The organism is Mesorhizobium sp. M0030, assembly GCF_040323695.1.
In the GTDB taxonomy this organism is placed as follows: domain Bacteria; phylum Pseudomonadota; class Alphaproteobacteria; order Rhizobiales; family Rhizobiaceae; genus Mesorhizobium.
The window spans coordinates 19,568-38,877 of record NZ_JAMYVE010000014.1; the positions used below are offsets into that span (position 1 = coordinate 19,568).

Consider the following 19,310-nt stretch of genomic DNA (forward strand, 5'->3'; position numbering starts at 1 on the left):
CACTCACATACGTCCCGTATGCATGAGGTGGGTACATACGCCGCGTATGTCAATACGCATACGGTACGTATCTATGAATGGCAGCGAGCCGGTCAGGTGCCGGCCGAGATCGCGACAGCCGCTTCGGCCGGCTTGAGCGGCGGGCGCATGACGACCATGGATTCCTCATCGGCATCCTGCGGCGCGCCCCAGAACTCAGCCAGCGTCGGACCATCCTTGAGGCGGCGGTCGCGGGCCAGGAAACCCCAGACCTCGCGGAACCACACGCGGCGGCCCATTTGGGTGTACCAGCGCATCGAATGGCGCTGTTCGGGATCGGGGTGGAAGAGAATGCGCGCCAGCGCCTTCGGCCGCGACTGCACCGCGACCTCGATCAGCTTGACCGAGAAGAACAGCATCCACGGTTTCAGCCGGGTCATCTGCAGCACCTGGTGCTTGTAGTCCCACAGCCGGGCATCCGTCTGGATCACCTTGCGGTCCTTGGCGATGCGGAAGAACGGCGTCCAGCGGTGCGGCGTGACATAGAGCGCCTGGATCTGGTCGGGGTCGTAGGCAAGCAGCTGGCGAAAGCCGCGCCACAGATCGCGAAAGGTCTCATCCTCGAACCCCGCCACCCAGGTCGCCATGGACAGTATGCCATGCTGGCGGAGCAGCCGGATCGCCTCGCGGTCGGATGAGGTGCTGCCGCCCTTGCGGATCAGTTGAAGCGTCTGCTGGTCGGTGTTTTCCATGCCGAGCAGCCAGCGGATGACGCCGGCCTTGCGATAGAGGTGCAGGATGTCGGCATCGCGCACGATGTCGTCGGCCCGGGTCGAGCCGACGATCAGCACCGGCACGTTCTCGGCGATCAGCGCATCGAGAAAGGCGCGCCAAACCTTCTTCGATACGGTCGGGTTTTCGTCGGCGAGGTTGATCAGTTCGACGCCGTGCTGGCGGTGCAGCCAGGCAATCTCCTGCGCAAATTTTTTGGGGTCGCGGTGCCGCCAGCGGGTCCAGAAACCGCGCTGGCCGCAATAGTTGCACAGATGCGGACAGCCCCGCGAAAACTGCATGACCACGGCGCGCTTGCCGCCCCAATAGCTGTAGCGGCGGTGATCGATCAGCTCCCAGCCGACGCGGTACTCGTCCAGATTGGCAGTGGTCCCGGCCGGCCGCGTCGCGAAGGGGCGGCCGAGATCGTCGCGATAGGCGATACCCGCGACATCGCCCAGCGGCCGGCGATTGTCCAGTGCCACGACCAGGGCAAGGATGGTTGCCTCGCCCTCGCCGCGCACGATGAAGTCGAAGACATCGCTCGCCGCCAATATGTCGCGCCAGTGATAGGTCGGGAACACGCCGCCATAGATCACCAGCGTCGCCGGCTCGAGCGCCTTGACCATGCGGGCGATCGCGAGCGCGGTGGGATGCGCCGAGGTCGAGCCGGAGTGGCCGATCAGGATGCAATCGGGCTGGCCGCTGAGCGCATCGCGCACCAGAGTTTCCAACGGCATCGGCCCGAATTCGGCATCGACCAGCCGGACTTTATGGCCGGCGTCGATAAGCGGGCCGCCCAGTGCCAGCAGGCCGAGCGGTGGCAGATGGTCATCGGGCACGCGGCTGCCGATGGCGGTGTGCGGCGGATTGATCAGCACGATGTTCATGACGGACCTTTGAGCGACGGTCCGCATGGCGTAGCCGGCGTTTCAGTTTCGCATTTGGGCTCCGTTCAGCAGTTTGCGTGCAGCTTTTCCGCAGAAATGGCGGTGCGTGTCCTACCGCCTGAGGTGGGCGAGCGGCACGTGGCCCGGGCCCTTGATGTTCTGCAGCACCAGCTGGGTGTGAACGTCGCGCACGCCGGCAAGGCGCATCAGGCGGTGCATGACGAAGGCGTTGAGTTCGTCGACCGACGGCACCATGACGTGCAGCAGGAAATCGTGGTCGCCGGTCATCGTCCAGCATGACGACACTTCGTCCATGCGTTGCACGGCGGCGATGAAGGTTTCGGGCGAACCGTCGCTGTGGCTGGTGAGCCGCACCTGGATGAACACCTCGACCATCAGGCCGACGGCGCGGCGGTTGAGCACGGCGGCAAAGCCCTTGATGATGCCGGCCTCCTGCAGCGCCTCGAAGCGGCGGGCGCAAGGCGTCGTCGACAGGCCGATCTCCTGCGCCAGTTCGGACACGGGCTTGCGTCCATCGCGCTGAAGCACATCCAGCATCTTGATCTCGAAATCGTCGAACTGAGGCATTTTCACTCTCTTTCAGCTTCTGCTTGGTGATTTTTACCTCAAATCATGGACCCAAGCCATCATCAAAGCTGAATTGCCTCGCCGGCCGCCGCTAGACTCTGCGGACAGATTCAAGTGTCACGATCAGGGGAGAAGAACCATGACGACGATGAGCGTTGCCGAATATGCCCGTGATTGCGCGGCGCAAGGCCTGCGTGGCGACTATTCAGTGTGCCGTTCCGATTTCACCGTGGCGCAGGGCTATGATTACAGCGCCGACGAACAGGCGGTGTGGCGCACGCTGTGCGACCGGCAGACCAAGCTGACGCAGAAGCTGGCGCACCATTCCTATCTCGATGGCGTCGCCGCACTCGGCCTGCTCGACAAGATCCCGGATTTCGGCGCGGTCTCAGACAGGCTGCGCAAGCTGACCGGCTGGGAAATCGTCGCCGTGCCTGGCCTCATCCCGGCCGCGCCCTTCTTCGACCATCTCGCCAACCGGCGCTTTCCGGTGACCAACTGGCTGCGCACCAAGGACGAGCTCGACTACATCGTCGAACCCGACATGTTCCACGACTTCTTCGGCCATGTGCCCATCCTGACACAGCCGGTGTTTGCCGACTTCATGCAGATGTATGGCGAAAAGGCTGAGAGCGTGATTGCGCTGGGCGGTGACGAGATGATCACCCGGCTCTACTGGTACACCGCCGAATACGGGCTGATACAGGAGGAGGGCCAGAAGCTGAAAGCTTTCGGCGCCGGGCTGATGTCGTCGTTCACCGAATTGCAGTTCGCCGTCGCGAGCCCGGACGCGCACCACGTGCCCTTCGACCTCGAAACGGTAATGCGCACCGGTTACGAGATCGACAAGTTCCAGCGCGCTTATTTCGTGCTGCCGTCCTTCGACGTGCTGCGCGATGCGTTCCGGACCGCCGATTTCAAGGCGATCGTTGCCCGCCGCAAGGGGCAGCCGACCCTGGATCCAGCGACGGTTTAGCAAATCCTGAAGGGTTTGCGCGGCACCTATCCCCACCCTTAATCCTCCCCACAAGGGGGAGGGAGATCTCGTTGGCGCTGATTTCCGAGGGTTTCGACACCAAGGCATGGGTAGCGCCGGCAGCAATCCTGTCGCGCCGTTCGCTTTTTTGACATCAGACGGTAATGACTTCGTCACACCGTGGATGACTTCGTCACACCGTGATTACTTTGGTCAGATGGTCGCCTAGCCGGCAGGCAAGTGCGGTGATTGTCGTCGTCGGGTTGCATTCGCCCGACGTGCAGAACACCGACGAGCCGCCGACATAGAGATTGTCCATGCCGTGCACCTTGCAGTTGGCGTCGACCACGCTCTTGGTGATATCGGTGCCCATGCGCGTGCCGCCCATGTGGTGGTGGCCGGCCAGTTCCTCATCCGTCGGGTAGTCCTCGCCATTGGTCAGCCAGTCCATGATGCGGACGCGGCCGAGGTCCTTCTCGATCAGCGTCGTTCCGAACAGCTTGAGCCCCTCGAGGATGGTGCGGCGCTCCAACGGCGACTTCTTCCAGTGCAGCTCGATGCGCGGCACGCCGGCACGGTCGACATCGGTCTTCGACAATTCGATATGGTTCGAGGCCAGCGGCGCCTGTTCCCAGGCGACGTAGAGCTGGGCGGCGCAGCGCAGGTTCTGGCTGAGCTGGTAGGCGATCCATTCGGCGGCCTCGGGCGCGGTGCAGGCGAGGTCGGCAATCAGGCTCTTGACGCCGGCATAGGGCGTCTCGATCAGGCGTATGCCGAAATTCATGATCTGCAGCCGCTCCATGGCGGCGAGCGTCGGCGAGAAGAACGCCTCGTTGACGGCATCAACCTCGAACTCCCTGTAATCGGCCAGGATGGCATTGCCGCCCTCGAAGGTCGGGTGCTCCATCCAGTAGCGGCCAAGTGCCGTGGCGTTCGGCACCACGCCGCCATTCGAGCGCTGGTTCGACCATAGAAGCAGCCGCGAATTCTCCAGCCCGCCGGCGCAGACGATGAAACAATCGGCGCTGAAGGCGCCGGCATCCTTGCCGTTCGACCACAGCCTGGCGCCGGTCACTCGTTTGCCGTCCCCGGCAAGTTCGGTGGCATAGGTGTTGAGCACGAGCGCTATGTTCTTGCTCTTGTCGAGCTCGTCGGAGAATTTCTCGCCAAAGCGCACGGCCGGGCTCTTGATCAGCTGCACCCAGCGTATGTCGTCTGAAATCGGCACATCGGGCTTGAAGTCGGGAAGCTCGAGTATGTCGTGCACCTCGGACAGATAGGGCTCGATGTCGGTCCGGGCGATTGGCCAGCCGGTGTCCGGCGCCCATGCCTTGGGCTCAAAGTCCTGCTTGTCGAGCACGCGGCACCAGCCGGCCCAGTGGTTCGACGACCCGCCCATGAAGCGCAGCCGGGTGATGTCGAGATCGAAATATTGATCGCCGACCGTGGAGCCGCGGTAGAAATCCTGCGACTCGTCGCTGAATTCGCGTGCGCCGGCCTCCAGCACCACGACCGGAATGCCGGCGGCGCCGAGCTTTCTGGCAATGGTGGTGCCGGCCGGCCCGGAGCCGAGAATGCAGACCTTGGGCTTGAAATCCGAGGCTCGAAACGCCTCATAGCTGTCGAAGATCATGCCAGGTCGCTCCGCTTCAGGATCCAGCCATTGACCACGACGATCTCGTCGGGATCGGACGGGGGGCGGTCGCTGTCAGGCTGCTTGCGAAAAAGCTGTAGCGCCGGCATCGCAATCAGCGCCTGCACGATGGTGCGGCGCGATATTTTCCTGATGAAGAAACTCATGGCACGTCTCTGGATGGGGGCTTCGATCCACGCATGGCGTTCCCTGAACGGCACACGTACCGGCCAGACATGCCATTCCCGTGCCAAGCCTTGCCTATAAACGAGTTACAACCCGGTAAACGGCGCAGTTGCGTGGAAACAATGTTGGCGATCCGTTAACAGCCCCACCACCAACACCTCAGGCAGCTTCGGAAATATCCCGGTCTAGGATCGACAAATTGCGGCCGCGGTGCTTCGCCTCGTAGAGCCGGCGGTCGGCGGCGCGCATCAGGTCCGAGACATCGGCATCTTGCGCACAGGTGATGCCGCCGATCGAGACGGTCAGCGGCACCGTGCGCTCGTCGACCGGACGAAAGCGGACCAGCTCGACTTCACGGCGGATGCGCTCGGCCACGCGCCGGGCTTCGGCTTCCGTAGCGCCGACCAGGAAGGCGCCGAACTCCTCACCGCCAATGCGGCCGAGCACGTCGCCGCTGCGGACGCCGCGCTCGATGGCGCTGGCGATCAACACCAGTGCGTCATCGCCGGTCAGATGGCCGAAACTGTCGTTGATCGCCTTGAAATGGTCGGCGTCGATGATCAGCAGCGCGCCGCGATCGGATTTGCGCCGCGAGCCGTCCAACGCGGCAAAGAAGCTCTCGCGGTTGAGCATGCCGGTCATGTCGTCGCGGCTCGCCTTCGCCGACAGGCGCCGATGCGCGGCGGCGAGCTGGGCATGCGCGCGGGCGAGATCGCGATGCGCGTTTTTCAGTCGGTCGCTCTGCCAGAAGGTGCTGGCGCAGGCGATCCAGGCGAGCGCCAGCGGGCACACCGTCGATGTCAGCCAGACAGTGCGGTCGACCGGAAAACCCATGGCGGGAACGATGATCAGCGTCAGCAAAAGCGAGATGGCTACCGAGCCGAATGCGACCGCGGCGGACTTTAAGACTATGCGACTCATCGCTGGCTCCCACTGAACCGTCTCTGTGCCAGCAAGCCCTGAAGGCCACCTTTCCGTGATGGCTAAAATTTGAATGGTGAGCCCATTTTTTACAACTCTAGATGCACATAGGTTGTGGATAAGCTCTACATCAGAAAGGGGTTCGAACGGCAGATATTTCATGCCATAAGGACGCCATGACCACGCTGCCCGATCCCGCCCGCTTCGCCCATGTCACCGACTGGGTGTTCGACCTCGACAACACGCTTTATCCGCACCATTCGAATCTGTTTTCGCAGATCGACGTCAAGATGACGGCCTATGTCGGAGAACTGCTCACGCTACCGCGCGAGGAAGCGCGCAAGCTGCAGAAGGAACTCTATCTCGAATATGGCACGACGCTGAACGGGCTGATGACGCGCCACGGCATCGACCCCGACGATTTTCTCGAAAAGGTGCACGACATCGACTATTCGTGGCTGGTGCCGGATCCGGTGCTGGGCACCGCCATCCGCCAGCTGCCCGGCCGCAAGTTCATCTTCACCAATGGCGACCGCAGGCACGCCGAGCGCACCGCGCGCCAGCTCGGCATACTCGACCATTTCGACGACATTTTCGATATCGTCGCCGCCGGGCTGACGCCGAAGCCGTCGCGGCAGACCTATGAGAAGTTTGCCGAACTGCACGCCGTCACCGGACACAATGCGGTGATGTTCGAGGATCTCGCCCGCAACCTGGAGGTGCCGAAATCACTGGGCATGACCACGGTGCTGGTGGTGCCGCGCAATTTCGAGCCGACCTTTGCCGAGATCTGGGAACGCGATCCGGCCAATGAGGACGACGTCGATTTCATCACCGACGATCTCGCGACGTTTCTGACGGGGATAGTGGAGGGGGTAGAGGAATTGAGGAGCTGAAGAATTGAAGAACTGGTGAAAGGGAGACCGATCCGGACCTCCTTTTCCTCAATTCTTCAGTTCTTCAATTCCCGGTTCCCCTACTCCCCCAACTTGTAGAAGCGGCTGATGATCCCCCAGGCCTCGTCGGCGGTGTCGACAAAGTCGATGATATCCTGGTCGCCGGGCGTGATGGTGCCTTGTTCGGCCAGGAAATCGAGGTCGATCGCGCGCTGCCAGAACGCCTTGCCGAACAGGATCACCGGCACGCGTTCCATGCGGCCGGTCTGGATCAGCGTCAGCGTCTCGAAGAACTCGTCCATGGTGCCGAAGCCGCCCGGAAACACCGCGACGGCCTTGGCGCGCATCACGAAATGCATCTTGCGGATGGCGAAATAGTGGAAGTTGAAGCACAGCTCCGGGGTCACATAGGCGTTCGGCGCCTGCTCGTGCGGCAGGACGATGTTGAGGCCGATCGACGGCGCGCCGACATCGTCGGCGCCGCGATTTCCCGCCTCCATCACGCCTGGGCCGCCACCGGTGACGACGACGAATTCGCGGTAGTAGGACGTGGCCGATTGCTGTGAGCAGAGGCGGGCGAATTTGCGCGCCTCCTCGTAGTATTTGCTGTTTTCCTCGAGGTTTTTCTTCTGCGTCTCGTTCTTGGCGGCCCAGGCCTCGCCGCCGGGCTCGGGAATACGCGCGCCGCCGAACAGGATGACCGTCGAGCGGATGCCGCGCTCGGCAAGGATCATTTCGGGTTTCAAGAGCTCAAGCTGCAAGCGCACAGCGCGCAACTCCCGGCGCGTCATGAAGTCGGGATCGTTCCAGGCCAGCCGGTAGGTTTCGGCGCGAGTCTGCGGCGTGTCGGGAACGCTTTTCGAGCGCTCCAGATCCTCGTCCGAATGCGGCAGCGGCGTCCATCCCGCCTTTTCCATAGGAGTCATATGCTTTCTACCCGTCCCAACAGTTCACTTGCGCCGTCCCATGGCGCACGCGCGATTGACCCCCAATACGCCTTAACATAGGGTCCGCGCGACTTTCAAAACAAGGTTAAGGCCGACGGCCTTAACAGCGTGGTAACGGAGCGAATTCATGTCGAAGCCTGATCTGGCCAGCCTCGAAAAGACGATCGAGAAGGCCTTCGAGGAGCGCGACACGATTTCGACCGCGACCCGGGGCGAAACGCGCGACGCCATCCAGTCCTCACTCGACCTGCTCGACCGTGGCACCGTGCGCGTTGCCGAGCGCCAGGCCGATGGCAAATGGCATGTCAACCAATGGCTGAAGAAGGCGGTGCTGCTCTCGTTCCGGCTCTATCCGATGGAGATCATCAAGGGCGGCCCCGGCCAGGCGGTCTGGTGGGACAAGGTGGCGTCGAAGTTCGATGGCTGGAGCGCGGTCGATTTCGAGAAGGCAGGCTTCCGCGCCGTGCCGTCTTCGATCGTGCGCCGCTCGGCCTATGTCGCGCCGGGCGCGGTGCTGATGCCGTCCTTCGTTAATGTCGGCGCCTATGTCGATAGCGGCACCATGGTCGACACCTGGGCCTCGGTCGGCTCCTGCGCCCAGATCGGCAAGAATGTGCACCTCTCGGGCGGCGTAGGCATCGGCGGGGTGCTGGAGCCGATGCAGGCCGGCCCGACCATCATCGAGGACAATTGCTTCATCGGCGCGCGCTCCGAAGTGGTCGAGGGCTGCATCGTGCGCGAAGGCTCGGTGCTCGGAATGGGTGTGTTCATCGGCCAGTCGACCAAGATCGTCGACCGCGCCACCGGCGAAGTGTTTTATGGCGAGGTGCCGCCGAATTCGGTCGTCGTCGCCGGCTCGATGCCGGGCAAGGCCTTTCCGAACAACGAGCCGGGCCCTGGCCTCTACTGCGCCGTCATCGTCAAGCGCGTCGATGCCAAGACCCGGTCGAAAACCTCGATCAACGAACTGCTGCGTGATTGATCCTGTCCGAGCAACCAGAGCGCTCCAGATTGCCCAACACACCACCACTTCCCTGGCTTTTCTTCAGCCTCTCAGGGCGCGTCAGCCCAAGTGCCTACGTGCTCGCCGGGCTGCTGCTGGTGCTTGCACAGTTTTTCCCGCTCTACCAGTTGTCGAGACTGGAACCCGGCACCGCAACCAGCCAGAACTGGGCACTTGTGTTCTGGGTCGTTTTGCTCATCTCGACATGGTCGAGCTTTGCGGTAACCGCAAAGCGGTTTCATGATTTCGGCAAGCCGACTTATTACGCGTTGATCTCTCTTGTCATCGGCCCCATTCTTCTCATCGTTCTAGCGTGTTTCCGGGGTGACCCCGGTCCGAACCGCTACGGCAAACGCAGCAACGCGCCGGCTGAACCATGAGCGCCGACCGGATATCTCGCCATGCGCTACCGCACGCTTGATCCGAAACTGATCATCGACACCGCCGAGCGGCTGGAAGAGCGCGTCGCCGAGCGTTTTCCCGATGCCGGCCTGCGCGGCGTCGCCGCCGAACTGGTGTCGCTGTCGCGCGACCTGGCCAAGGCGGCGCAGGCGCTGGAAGCGCCGATCTGGTGGCTGCGCGGCGCCATCGTCGCCGCTGTTGCCGCCGGCGCGCTGACCTTCCTATTCGTCGGCACCATCCTGCCGCTCATCCATATCTCGCAGGCCGACGATGCGGTGCAGTCGGTGCAAGGCATCGAAGCCACGATCAACATGATGATCCTTGCCGTGCTCGGCCTGCTGGCGCTGATCCGCACCGAGGAGCGCATCAAGCGCAAGCGGGTGTTTCGCCAGCTGCATGGGTTGAGATCGCTGATCCATGTCATCGACATGCACCAGCTGACCAAGGATCCGGCAGCATTGTCCGCCAATTTCAGGCCGACCGCGCATTCGCCGGCTCGCATCACCAATGCCGCCGACCTGGCGCGCTACCTCGACTATTGCTCGGAAATGCTGTCGATCACCGGCAAGATCGCGGCGCTGTTTGCGCAGTCCGTCAATGACGATGTGGTCATCGACGGCGTCAACGACGTCGAGAACCTGGCGTCCAACCTGTCGCGCAAGATCTGGCAGAAGATCACGCTGATCGAGAACCACCCGGCGGCGCAGCCCGTGCCGGCGCCAGGCCCGGCGAGCAAAGCGCCGGCTCCGAGGCGCGCACCAAAGCTGTGACGCGGCGGGCCCACGCGCCTGTTTTCGGGCTATGCGGGCCAAGGCCCGAGGCTCGCGGCAAGTAGACTATCCAGTGACGGCTTCCGGCGTCAGCCCGGGTGAGCCGCGCGTTTCCCGCTCGGCCTGCCGCACCAGCGCGGTGACCCGCTTCAGCAGAGGCGCCGGCGTGCCGGCCTTTTCGGCGAGGCTCAGGACGGCCCCCTGCAGGTCACCGATCTCGGTCGGCCGACCGCGCTGGAGGTCGTCCCACATCGACGAGCGCGCCTGCGGGTCGATGGCGAGCATGCGGCGGGCGACCAGCCGGAACAGCCAGTCCGGCAGCCGGAGCAGCTTCGGCAGCAGGCCGGGACGCAAGCCGCCGATCCGCGCCGGCGCGATATGTAACGCCTTCATCGCCGCCAAGGCCTCGTCGATCTGACCGGCCAGGATCCGCCGCCAGCGGCGGTCGGCAAGTTCGCTCGCCAGCGGCAGGCCGGACAAGGCGACAAGCGCGTTGTTGAGGTTGATCAGCAGCTTGCCCCACTGAACGGCTTTCATGTCGGGATGGGTTTCCACGCCAAGCCCTTCGACATCGAGAAGGCCGGCAAGGCCGGTCACGCCATCTTCGATCATGACCTTGCCGTTGCTGGCGCGATGCACGTGAAGCGGCAAATTGCCTATGGCCGACTGGACGACATTGAACGGCACCATGCCGGCGAGCACAGTCCGTCCACCGAGCCCGGCGCGTAACCGGTCGGCATTGCCGACGCCGTTCTGGAGGCTGACCACCACGACTTCGCCGCGCGCATGTCCGGCAACAAGCGACGCCATCTCCTCGGTAGCGCCGTTCTTGACCGTCACCAGCACCACGTCGGCACTGGCCAGGGCAGCGGCGGGATCGGTGGTGACGGACTCCGGCCGGATGGATCGGTCGCGATTATCGAGATCGGTGATGCGCAGGCCGCCGTCCAGCAAGACCGTCGCGATGCTTGGCCGCGCCAAAAACACCACCTTGCGTCCGGCCAGCGCCAGGCAGCCGCCGACATAGCAGCCTATGCTGCCGGCGCCGGCAATGACGATGGTCTTTTCGGCGTTGGCCATGCGATTATCTCGTGTTGGCCTGCACTATACGACAGGAAAACCATAATGTCGGCGGCAGGACCGGTCATCATCTCTGGCCGTGACAGGCCTTTCGCTTTCGACTATCGCTTTGCCCATGAAACTGCCGACCGATCCCGCCGCCAACCTCGCGACCCTCATACGCTGCGCCTCCGTAACGCCCGCCGAGGGCGGCGCGCTGGCTGCCCTGGAAGGCATGCTGAAGCCGCTCGGCTTTTCCGTCGAACGCCCGGTGTTTTCCGAAGACGGCACCCCCGACATCGAGAACCTCTACGCGCGTCGCTCCGGCAATGGGCCGCATCTGATGTTTGCCGGCCATACCGACGTGGTGCCGGCGGGCGACGAGGCGTCGTGGACGCATCCGCCCTTCGCCGCCGAGATCGCCAAGGGCGAGATGTATGGCCGCGGCGCCGTCGACATGAAGGGCGGCATCGCCTGTTTCATCGCCGCCGTGGCGCGCCATGTCGAGAAAAAGGGTGGTCCGAAAGGCTCGGTCTCGCTGCTGATTACCGGCGACGAGGAGGGGCCGGCGATCAACGGGACGACAAAACTGCTCGACTGGGCGGCGGCCAGGGGCGAGAGATGGGACGCCGCGATCGTTGGCGAGCCGACCAATCCGGACACGCTCGGCGACATGATCAAGATCGGCCGGCGTGGCTCGATGTCGGGCAGTGTCACGGTCAACGGCCGCCAGGGCCATGTCGCCTATCCATTGCTCGCCGACAATCCGGTGCGCGGCCTGATCAGCATGGTCGACGCCTTGCTGTCGCCCGTCTTCGACAAGGGCACGAAGGATTTTCAGCCGACCAATCTGGAAGTGACCTCGATCGATGTCGGCAACCCGGCGACCAATGTCATTCCGGCCAAGGCGACAGCCACCTTCAACATCCGCTTCAACGACACATGGACTGCCGAGACGGTGCAGGCCGAGATCCATAACCGCCTCGACCAGGCGGCGAAGCGCAAGAAATACCGGACCGGCAAGACGCCGGTCGACTACGAACTGATCTGGCGCGACCGGCCGAGCCATGTCTTCCTGACGCGCGACGACAAGCTGATCGGGACGCTGCGCGGGTCGATCAAGGCGACAGTCGGCAAGGAGCCGGCGCTGTCCACCTCGGGCGGAACCTCGGATGCGCGTTTCATCAAGGACTATTGCCCGGTGGTCGAGTTCGGCCTCGTCGGCAAGACCATGCACATGGTCGACGAGCGCGTCGCACTGGCCGACCTCGAGACGCTGACCCAAATCTACCAGCGCTTCATCGATGACTGGTTCGAGCAGGGCTGATCATGCTTTCGGTTGACGAGACCTCTTCATCGCTTAACGGCGCCTGGCGGCTGATGCTCGGAAAGGCCGACGGCTTGCGGCTGCTCGACCTTTCGGCGGACGGCTTCTGGAATTCCTTCTTCGCCATCGTCGTCGCCGCGCCGGCGATGATCGTCGGCTGGGTCGGCACGGCCAACGAGATCGGCGATCCCAATGCGTTCGCCGGCCGGCTGGGCATATTGATTCGCCTGGCGACCGTCGACCTCGGCTCGTGGCTGCTGCCTCTGTTTGTGCTTGCCCTGGTCGCATCGCGCGCCGGCATCGGCGACCGCTTCGTCCACTATGTCGTCGCCAGCAACTGGGCGTCGGCGATCACCGCCTGGATGCTGCTGCCTTCAGCGCTGATCAGGCTTTTCCTGCCGTCCGGCAACCCGGTTGCCGAATTGGTGTGGCTGGTTCTGGTGGTGCTGTCGCTGGTACTCACCTGGCGGATGACCAACGCCTCGATCGGAAAGGGCGCGGCTGTCGGCAGTGCCGTGTTCGCAGGCATGTTGGTGGTGTCTCTGGCCGTCTTGTTCGCCCTGGTGGCGCTGCTCGGCATCACGGTGCCGACCGCCGCTCCGGCTTAGAACTTTTCCGCATAGTCTACACCGACGAGAAAAAGCCCGTCGGGCGGCGCCACCTGGCCGCAGGCGGCGCGGTTTTTCGCAGCGAGCGCGGCCTTGAGGTCCGCGGCGGTCCAGCCGCCGTCGCCGACGCGTTTCAGCGAACCGACCATGGAGCGCACCTGGTTGTGCAGGAAAGAGCGCGCCGAGGCACTGACTTCGATCAGGTCGCCCTGGCGGCTTACATCGAGCCGCTCCAGCGTCCGCACCGGACTGTTGGCCTGGCATTGCGTCGAGCGGAAGGTGGTAAAGTCATGTCGGCCGAGCAGGACTTTCGCCGCTTCGTGCATGGCGTCCGCATCGAGCCGCTTCGGCACCCACCAGACCTTGCCCTTTTCCATCGCTGCAGGCGCGCGCCGGTTGAGGATGCGGTAGAGATAGTGGCGTCCGGTGGCCGAGAAACGGGCGTCGAACTCATTGGGGACAACCGTCGCCTGCAGGATGGCGATGCGCGCGCCTGCCGCCTGCAGGTGCGCGTTGACGGCGTCGCGCACCTTGTCGTTTGGCCATGCCTTGGCGAGGTCGACATGCGCCACCTGGGCGGTCGCATGCACGCCGGCGTCGGTGCGGCCGGCGGCGCGTATCCGCACCGCCTCACCGCAGAATTTCTCGATCGCCTGCTCTATCGCCTGCTGCACCGAAGGCTGATCCGCCTGGTGTTGCCAGCCGGCGAAGAGGCTGCCGTCATATTCGATATCGAGACGAAAACGCGGCATACACCCTTCGTTCAGGCGGCGAGTGCGGCAAAGGCCTGGGCGTAGACCAGTTTGCCTTTTTCGGGTGCGTCACCCCAGGCCAGCGCCTGCAGCGCTTCGCCCTGATATTCGCTCTCGAACATTTCGGCGCGCGCATGATTGTAGCCGAAGCGGCCGTAATAGGCCGGATCGCCCAACACAACGGCGAGCGTCTCGCCGCCATCCCTGAGGCGGATATGCGCCTCGCGGATCAGCGCACCGCCAATGCCCGAGCCGTGGAACGAAGGTTCCACCGCCAACGGCGCCAGCGCCACGGCTGCGAACTGCTTGCCGCCGTTCTGGACGAACAGCCTGGAAAACAGGATGTGGCCGACCACCTGGCCGTCTTCTTCCGCCACCAGTTCGACAACGGCGTCGCCGCCGGTGACCAGAGCGTCGACCAGCCCGGCCTCCGCCTGCTGGCCGAATGCGTGTTCCTCGACCAGGCGTATGGCCTCGCGGTCCCGCGGCGTCGCGCCGCGTATCGACATCATGCTCATGAGAACTTCATTCCTTTTTCGATCTTGGCCCCGCGCAGAAACTCCTGTGCGGCAGCGGGCTTTCCGCCCGCCCGTTGAACTTCGACCAGCCTGACCGCGCCCGACCCGCAGGCGACCGTCAGCCGGTCATCGAGAATTCCTCCCGACTCGCCCATGCTTTCAGAAAGCGTGCCTTCCAAAAGCGTCGAGCGAAGCAGTTTCAGCCGTTCCGTGCGGCCGCCGATGTCGGCCTCGCACCAGGCGCCGGGAAATGGCGACAGGCCGCGAATGTGATTGTGGACCTCCGCAGCCGGGCGCGTCCAGTCCACACGCGTCTCCGACTTATCGATTTTCCTGGCGTAGGTCACCCCGTCAGCCGCCTGCAAAGTCGATGCCAGGGTATTTGTCTCCAATCGGGACAGCGCTTCCACCATCAGCGTGGCAGCAATATTCATCAAGCGGTCGTGCAGATCGCCGGCCGTCATGTCGGGCTCTATGGCGCATTTTTCAACCAGTGCCACCGGACCGGTGTCCAGGCCCTCTTCCATGCGCATCACCATCATGCCGGTTTCGACGTCGCCGGCCATAATGGCTCGCTGGATGGGAGCTGCACCACGCCAACGCGGCAAAAGCGAGGCGTGGCCGTTGAGGCAGCCGAGGCGCGGAGCCTCCAGAATAGCCTTCGGCAACAGCAAACCATACGCGACGACGACTGCGACATCGGCACGCAACGCATGGAAAGCAGCTTGCTCGCCCTCGCCCTTCAGCGACAGCGGCGTGCGCACTTCGATGCCCAGCCGCTCAGCCTCGCGCTGCACCGGCGACGGTGTCAGCTCCAGACCGCGGCGGCCGGCGGCGCGCGGCGGCTGGGTGTAGACGGCTGCTATCTCGTGCTCGGCCTCGGCAATCGCGCGCAGCACCGGCACCGAAAACTCCGGCGTGCCCATGAAGATGACGCGAAGCGGCATTTTTCGTCCAGTATCCTGTTCTGCGCGCGGCAGTCCGCTCAAGCGTCTGCTTCAAACGGGTTTGCGATCTTGAGGTCAAGCTCTTCGAAGTCCTTAATATTGCGCGTCGCCAGCATAGCGTCGTGCGACAGGCAGATGGCAGCGATCATGGCATCGGAAAGGCTGATCGGCCGGCCGATAGTTTCCCGCATTGCCCGGAGCTTGCCCGCCAGACGGGGAATGGGACCGGCAAATTCGACGACACGTCCCGAAAACTGCTTCGAAACCAGGTGGTCAAGTGCACGGACGTGGCGGTCCGAGCCGGTCTTGTTCAGAAACCTTTCGGCTCCAAAGGACTGCTCCATGACAACAGGACCGCAGAGATAGAGGTCGAGCAGGTCCTGTCTGCGAAACCACTTAGCGACGTTTGGATCGGGCGCGGGCCGGCTCGCTTCCGAGACGACATTGGTATCGAGGATTATCACTCGAGATTCTCAATGGTGCGGCCAAAGTCGCGTTTCCGTTCCGCTTCGATCTCATCCATCATCTGCGCAAATTCGTCGCTGATTGCATTTTCCGAGGCGAAGGCAGCGCGAATCGCATCCCAAGCCGTGAGTCCAGGCTCGGCCTTGCCTTCTTTTTCCGCAACGATGCCTTTTCGCAATAAATCGATCGCCTTGATCGAGAGGCTTTGGCCGCCCTTGCGTGCCGCATGCTCGATTTCACGCTTCAACGGCTCGGGAATATCTCTGATCAACATATCGCCCATCGGAGTCTCCAGTCTGATATCAATGATATCACGCAAGGAAGCGTCTCTCAATAGGGGCGGGTCGAGACGGGATTTTGTGCGAGTCGCCGAAAGCAGGGCCTATCCCACCAGCTTGCCCGGCGCCTTGTCCTTGGCGAGTTTCTTGAACTTCTTGACCACCATGTCGCGCTTCAGCTTCGAGATGTGGTCGATGAACAGCACACCGTTGAGATGGTCGATCTCGTGCTGGAGGCAAGTCGCCATCAGGCCTTCGGCCTCGATCTCCTGCAGCTTGTCGTCGCGGTCGAGATATTTCACGCGCACCGAGGCGGGACGCTCGACCTCGGCGTAATAGTCCGGGATCGACAGGCAGCCTTCCTCGTAGACCGAGCGAGCGTCGGCGCTTTCGAGGATTTCGGGATTGATGAAGACATGCGGCGCCGGCGGCTCGTCTTCCTTGGCGAGGTCGATGACCAGCATGCGCAGCGGCTCGCCGATCTGGATTGCGGCCAAGCCGATGCCCGGCGCATCATACATCGTCGCCAGCATGTCGTCGGCCAGTTTGCGCAAAGGCGCGTCGACGCGTTCGACCGGTTTGGAAACCTGGCGCAGGATAGGATCGGGAAGGATGATGAGCGGCTTGATCGACATGGCGCCTCACCTAAAACGTCGCAGGAGAAGCGTCAACCGGTGCGAATCGGTCTCGTTCACGTTGATCTGTGCCAGGTCTGCGAATCGGCTATGCTGGCGGGATGAACGACCTGAGCACCATCCTTTCCGAACCCGTTGCCCGGCTTGGCGCCACGACGATCACGCTCGGCCATGCACTGGCCCTCGGCGCGCTGGTGTTTCTCGGCCTGTTCCTGGCGCTTGTCGTGGCGCTGTGGCGATCGGCCAAGGCGCGCACCATCGCCGCGGCGGAAGCCGCCGACCACGCCCGCGACGCCGAGGCACGGATGGCCGGCATTTTGCAAAGCCAGGCCGAGATGCAGGGCCGCATGGGCGCCATCGCCGACGTGTTCGGCGCAAGGCAGGCCGAACTCAACCAGTCGATCGGCCAGCGCCTCGACGCCATGACCGGCAGGCTCGGCCAGACCATGACCGAACAGACCAAATCGACGCATGAGAGCCTCGCCAAACTGCAGGAACGGCTGGCGGTCATCGACACCGCGCAAGGCAACATCCAGTCGCTGGCCGGCCAGGTCGTGCAATTGCAGGCGATCCTGTCCAACAAGCAGACGCGCGGCGCCTTCGGCCAGTCGCGCATGGAGGCGATCGTCGCCGACGGCCTTCCGATGGGCGCCTACGAGTTCCAGGCAACGCTGTCAAACGGCAGCCGTCCCGACTGCCTGGTCAGGATGCCGAACGGTGCGCCGCAGCTTGCCATCGACGCCAAGTTTCCGCTGGAAGCCTGGAACGCCATCCGTGCCGCCGATGGCGCCGAACAACAGAAGATCGCGGCCCAGGCTTTCCGCCGCGACATCGAAATTCACGTCCGCGATATCTCGGAAAAATACCTGATCCAGGGCGAGACGCAGGACACCGCCTTCATGTTCGTGCCGTCGGAATCGGTGTTCGCCGAAATCCACGAGAATTTCGACGCCGTGGTCCAGAAGGCGCACCGGGCGCGTGTCATCATCGTCTCACCGTCGCTTTTGATGCTGTCGATCCAGGTCATCCAGGCCATCCTCAAGGACGCCCGCATGCGCGAACAGGCGCATCTGATCCAGGGCGAGGTGATCCGGCTGATGGAGGACGTCGCGCGTGTCGACGAACGCGTGCGCCGGCTGCAGACGCATTTTGGCCAGTCGGCCAAGGATATCGACGAGATACTGGTGTCGACCTCGAAGGTGACCAAGCGCGGCCAAAAGATCGAAGCGCTGGAGTTTGGCGAAAGCGAAGCCGAAGTGCGCGGTGGCGGACCCGCCAAGGCCGAAGCCGGGGTGCGGGTGGCGGATTCCAAGACGGGGCAGCTCAGGCTACGTGTCGTCGAAGGCGACGATTAAAGTCTTTGTTTTGATGCATGTCGTTGTCCCAGAACCGCGGCACACTTCTGGGCGACATGCATTAGACCGTAGCCACGATCACGTGCGCCTGGATCTTGGCCGCAACCTCGCCGCTGCCGTGTCTGGCTGCAATCACGGACGCGGCGTGATCGGTTGCGGCTTCCAGTTTTCCTCTGGCCTCGATTTCGTTGCGAAGCGGAGTTCCCTGGCAATAGGCAACCGCCGGAAGGCGCGGCGAGGAGGCACGGCTTTGTTCGGCCCTCGTCTCGATCACCACACGGGAGAAACCTGCGGCTTCCAACTCGCCGCGGATCAATGCAGTGTCATTGTAGCCGTGCGGCGTGCGGGCGAGAAAGCGGGGCGGATCGTTCGGAAAAATCTCCGCAAGAGCATTCGTCACATCATTGGCGAATACATTCTCTTCGATGCGATCCCACACGTTGAACAGGAAATGGCCGCCGGTCTTCAGGACCCGCTTTGCTTCGCGATAGCCGGCGGCTCGGTCGGGAAAGAACATCGCGCCGAACTGACAGCAAACGAGATCGAAAGCCGCATCTTCGAACGGCAGCGCCAGAGCATCCGCCTGACGCCATTGTATGCGACTGTCGGGAGCTTGTCGCGAGGCCGCGTAGTCGAGCATAGGCTGGTTGAGGTCGGTCACGACATAGCTTGCGCCAAGGGACAGTTTTGGCGCCAATGCGCGGGTAACAACGCCGGTGCCGGCGGCGACTTCCAGGACGGCGCCGGGCGACAAGGACGCTGCCCGTCGTGCCAAATCCGCGGCAAACGGCTCGAAGATCAACGGCACCATGTAGCGGTCGTAGTTTTCCGGAATCGAGCCGGCAAACACCTTGTCCGTTTCCGACATTGCTATCCCCCGCCATCCGTTTGATGGCGAGCCTAGCACATTATTGGCTGGTTTGGGCCGCGTTTAACCGGGAGGCAGGTGCTACTGCGCCTCTACGATGCTTACGCCCTCGAATTCCGGAAGCCAGTGCAGGGCCGATCGGTGCCATTTCTGCTGGGTCGGAACGAGATCCTCGCGTTGCCGCGCGGTCCCCGCCCTGATCCCATAGACCTTCGGCCCGTCGCCAACCGACGTTGCGTAAAGATGCGAACCGCAGTCGCCACAGAACGCCTGGGCACGCTTGGCGCCGCTCGATCCCGTCTTGATATAGACCTTCGGCGTGCCCTTGGTGATCCTATAATGATCCTCAGGCGCGGGAACGGTGACACGAAAGGCGGTGCCGGTCAGTTGCTGGCAGTCGGTGCAATGACAGATAGAGGTCTTTTCCGGGTCGACCTCTGCTTCATCAGTTATGGCGCCGCAATGGCACCCTCCATCGATTTTCATGGTTGATTCTCCGAAATCCGTCGAGTGATCTTAGCGGGACCAGGCGATGG

Annotated in this window: 23 protein-coding genes; 8 read left to right on the top strand and 15 right to left on the bottom strand. The window is 63.2% G+C overall.

What is annotated here, in order from left to right; genetic code table 11:
• Positions 1 to 92 precede the first annotated feature (92 nt).
• Complete coding sequence (gene bchE / locus NKJ80_RS24695) at positions 93 to 1,640, bottom strand: magnesium-protoporphyrin IX monomethyl ester anaerobic oxidative cyclase (protein WP_023703792.1); 1,548 nt, start codon at positions 1,638 to 1,640, stop codon at positions 93 to 95.
• A 111-nt stretch (positions 1,641 to 1,751) separates the two neighbouring features.
• A complete protein-coding gene (locus NKJ80_RS24700; RefSeq protein ID WP_023687465.1) occupies positions 1,752 to 2,228 on the bottom strand; it encodes an Lrp/AsnC family transcriptional regulator in 477 nt (158 codons plus the stop codon).
• Positions 2,229 to 2,367: 139 nt separating this feature from the next.
• On the opposite strand from NKJ80_RS24700, the gene phhA reads away from it, so the two are divergent.
• Positions 2,368 to 3,204 carry a phenylalanine 4-monooxygenase gene (gene phhA / locus NKJ80_RS24705; RefSeq protein WP_023687466.1) on the top strand — a complete coding sequence of 279 codons (837 nt, stop codon included), beginning with the start codon at positions 2,368 to 2,370 and terminating at the stop codon, positions 3,202 to 3,204.
• Between the two features lie 193 nt (positions 3,205 to 3,397).
• Here phhA and NKJ80_RS24710 read toward each other — a convergent pair whose 3' ends face one another.
• The 3 genes from NKJ80_RS24710 to NKJ80_RS24720 all read right to left on the bottom strand — a co-directional run bounded on the left by NKJ80_RS24710 (position 3,398) and on the right by NKJ80_RS24720 (position 5,944).
• Positions 3,398 to 4,837, bottom strand: a complete 1,440-nt coding sequence (locus tag NKJ80_RS24710) for a GMC oxidoreductase (protein WP_023703794.1) — start codon at positions 4,835 to 4,837, stop codon at positions 3,398 to 3,400.
• Positions 4,834 to 5,004: a hypothetical protein gene (locus tag NKJ80_RS24715; protein WP_023687468.1), complete on the bottom strand. Its 171-nt coding sequence runs from the start codon at positions 5,002 to 5,004 to the stop codon at positions 4,834 to 4,836. The genes NKJ80_RS24710 and NKJ80_RS24715 overlap by 4 nt, the downstream gene beginning before the upstream one ends.
• A gap of 178 nt (positions 5,005 to 5,182) precedes the next feature.
• Positions 5,183 to 5,944: a GGDEF domain-containing protein gene (locus tag NKJ80_RS24720; protein WP_023681345.1), complete on the bottom strand. Its 762-nt coding sequence runs from the start codon at positions 5,942 to 5,944 to the stop codon at positions 5,183 to 5,185.
• Between the two features lie 176 nt (positions 5,945 to 6,120).
• Between NKJ80_RS24720 and NKJ80_RS24725 the strand changes: the two genes are divergently transcribed.
• Positions 6,121 to 6,840, top strand: a complete 720-nt coding sequence (locus NKJ80_RS24725) for a pyrimidine 5'-nucleotidase (RefSeq protein WP_352498468.1) — start codon at positions 6,121 to 6,123, stop codon at positions 6,838 to 6,840.
• An 80-nt stretch (positions 6,841 to 6,920) separates the two neighbouring features.
• Here the strand turns inward: NKJ80_RS24725 and NKJ80_RS24730 are convergent, their stop codons facing one another.
• Positions 6,921 to 7,766 (bottom strand): LOG family protein, encoded by an 846-nt coding sequence (locus tag NKJ80_RS24730; RefSeq protein ID WP_023681343.1) that lies wholly within the window; start codon positions 7,764 to 7,766, stop codon positions 6,921 to 6,923.
• Positions 7,767 to 7,914: 148 nt separating this feature from the next.
• Here NKJ80_RS24730 and dapD point away from each other — a divergent pair, with 148 nt between their 5' ends.
• The 3 genes from dapD to NKJ80_RS24745 are packed head-to-tail and all read left to right on the top strand — an operon-like array spanning position 7,915 to position 9,962.
• Positions 7,915 to 8,769, top strand: coding sequence for a 2,3,4,5-tetrahydropyridine-2,6-dicarboxylate N-succinyltransferase (gene dapD / locus NKJ80_RS24735; RefSeq protein ID WP_023673222.1), 855 nt, complete (start codon positions 7,915 to 7,917; stop codon positions 8,767 to 8,769).
• Positions 8,766 to 9,170, top strand: a complete 405-nt coding sequence (locus NKJ80_RS24740; RefSeq protein ID WP_084013651.1) for a DUF805 domain-containing protein — start codon at positions 8,766 to 8,768, stop codon at positions 9,168 to 9,170. Before dapD ends, NKJ80_RS24740 begins: the two co-directional genes overlap by 4 nt.
• A 21-nt stretch (positions 9,171 to 9,191) precedes the next feature.
• Positions 9,192 to 9,962, top strand: a complete 771-nt coding sequence (locus tag NKJ80_RS24745; protein ID WP_023703796.1) for a hypothetical protein — start codon at positions 9,192 to 9,194, stop codon at positions 9,960 to 9,962.
• A gap of 66 nt (positions 9,963 to 10,028) precedes the next feature.
• Here NKJ80_RS24745 and NKJ80_RS24750 read toward each other — a convergent pair whose 3' ends face one another.
• Positions 10,029 to 11,042: a 2-dehydropantoate 2-reductase gene (locus NKJ80_RS24750; protein ID WP_023703797.1), complete on the bottom strand. Its 1,014-nt coding sequence runs from the start codon at positions 11,040 to 11,042 to the stop codon at positions 10,029 to 10,031.
• 115 nt (positions 11,043 to 11,157) lie between these two features.
• Between NKJ80_RS24750 and dapE the strand changes: the two genes are divergently transcribed.
• On the top strand, positions 11,158 to 12,348 hold the full coding sequence (gene dapE, locus NKJ80_RS24755) for a succinyl-diaminopimelate desuccinylase (RefSeq protein ID WP_352498469.1): 1,191 nt from the start codon (positions 11,158 to 11,160) through the stop codon (positions 12,346 to 12,348).
• A 2-nt stretch (positions 12,349 to 12,350) separates the two neighbouring features.
• Positions 12,351 to 12,956: a transporter gene (locus NKJ80_RS24760; protein ID WP_352498470.1), complete on the top strand. Its 606-nt coding sequence runs from the start codon at positions 12,351 to 12,353 to the stop codon at positions 12,954 to 12,956.
• On the opposite strand, the gene truA is transcribed toward NKJ80_RS24760, so the two are convergent.
• The 6 genes from truA to def form a co-directional block, all read right to left on the bottom strand.
• Positions 12,953 to 13,708, bottom strand: coding sequence for a tRNA pseudouridine(38-40) synthase TruA (gene truA, locus NKJ80_RS24765; RefSeq protein WP_352498471.1), 756 nt, complete (start codon positions 13,706 to 13,708; stop codon positions 12,953 to 12,955). The two genes, NKJ80_RS24760 and truA, sit on opposite strands and share 4 nt — an antisense overlap.
• Before the next feature lie 11 nt (positions 13,709 to 13,719).
• Complete coding sequence (locus NKJ80_RS24770) at positions 13,720 to 14,226, bottom strand: GNAT family N-acetyltransferase (protein ID WP_352498472.1); 507 nt, start codon at positions 14,224 to 14,226, stop codon at positions 13,720 to 13,722.
• On the bottom strand, positions 14,223 to 15,173 hold the full coding sequence (gene fmt / locus NKJ80_RS24775) for a methionyl-tRNA formyltransferase (RefSeq protein ID WP_023703799.1): 951 nt from the start codon (positions 15,171 to 15,173) through the stop codon (positions 14,223 to 14,225). Before fmt ends, NKJ80_RS24770 begins: the two co-directional genes overlap by 4 nt.
• A 38-nt stretch (positions 15,174 to 15,211) precedes the next feature.
• Positions 15,212 to 15,637: a type II toxin-antitoxin system VapC family toxin gene (locus NKJ80_RS24780; RefSeq protein WP_352498473.1), complete on the bottom strand. Its 426-nt coding sequence runs from the start codon at positions 15,635 to 15,637 to the stop codon at positions 15,212 to 15,214.
• Entirely contained in the window at positions 15,634 to 15,921 is a 288-nt protein-coding gene (locus tag NKJ80_RS24785) for a plasmid stabilization protein (protein WP_352498474.1), read from the bottom strand. The genes NKJ80_RS24780 and NKJ80_RS24785 overlap by 4 nt, the downstream gene beginning before the upstream one ends.
• Before the next feature lie 99 nt (positions 15,922 to 16,020).
• Entirely contained in the window at positions 16,021 to 16,551 is a 531-nt protein-coding gene (gene def, locus NKJ80_RS24790; protein WP_352498475.1) for a peptide deformylase, read from the bottom strand.
• 101 nt (positions 16,552 to 16,652) lie between these two features.
• On the opposite strand from def, the gene NKJ80_RS24795 reads away from it, so the two are divergent.
• Positions 16,653 to 17,906 carry a DNA recombination protein RmuC gene (locus tag NKJ80_RS24795; protein ID WP_023692996.1) on the top strand — a complete coding sequence of 418 codons (1,254 nt, stop codon included), beginning with the start codon at positions 16,653 to 16,655 and terminating at the stop codon, positions 17,904 to 17,906.
• Positions 17,907 to 17,967: 61 nt separating this feature from the next.
• Here the strand turns inward: NKJ80_RS24795 and NKJ80_RS24800 are convergent, their stop codons facing one another.
• The gene (locus tag NKJ80_RS24800) at positions 17,968 to 18,774 is read right to left on the bottom strand and encodes a class I SAM-dependent methyltransferase (protein WP_352498476.1); all 807 of its coding nucleotides are present in this window, start codon (positions 18,772 to 18,774) and stop codon (positions 17,968 to 17,970) included.
• Positions 18,775 to 18,855: 81 nt separating this feature from the next.
• Positions 18,856 to 19,260 carry a GFA family protein gene (locus NKJ80_RS24805; protein ID WP_352498477.1) on the bottom strand — a complete coding sequence of 135 codons (405 nt, stop codon included), beginning with the start codon at positions 19,258 to 19,260 and terminating at the stop codon, positions 18,856 to 18,858.
• Positions 19,261 to 19,310 lie beyond the last annotated feature (50 nt).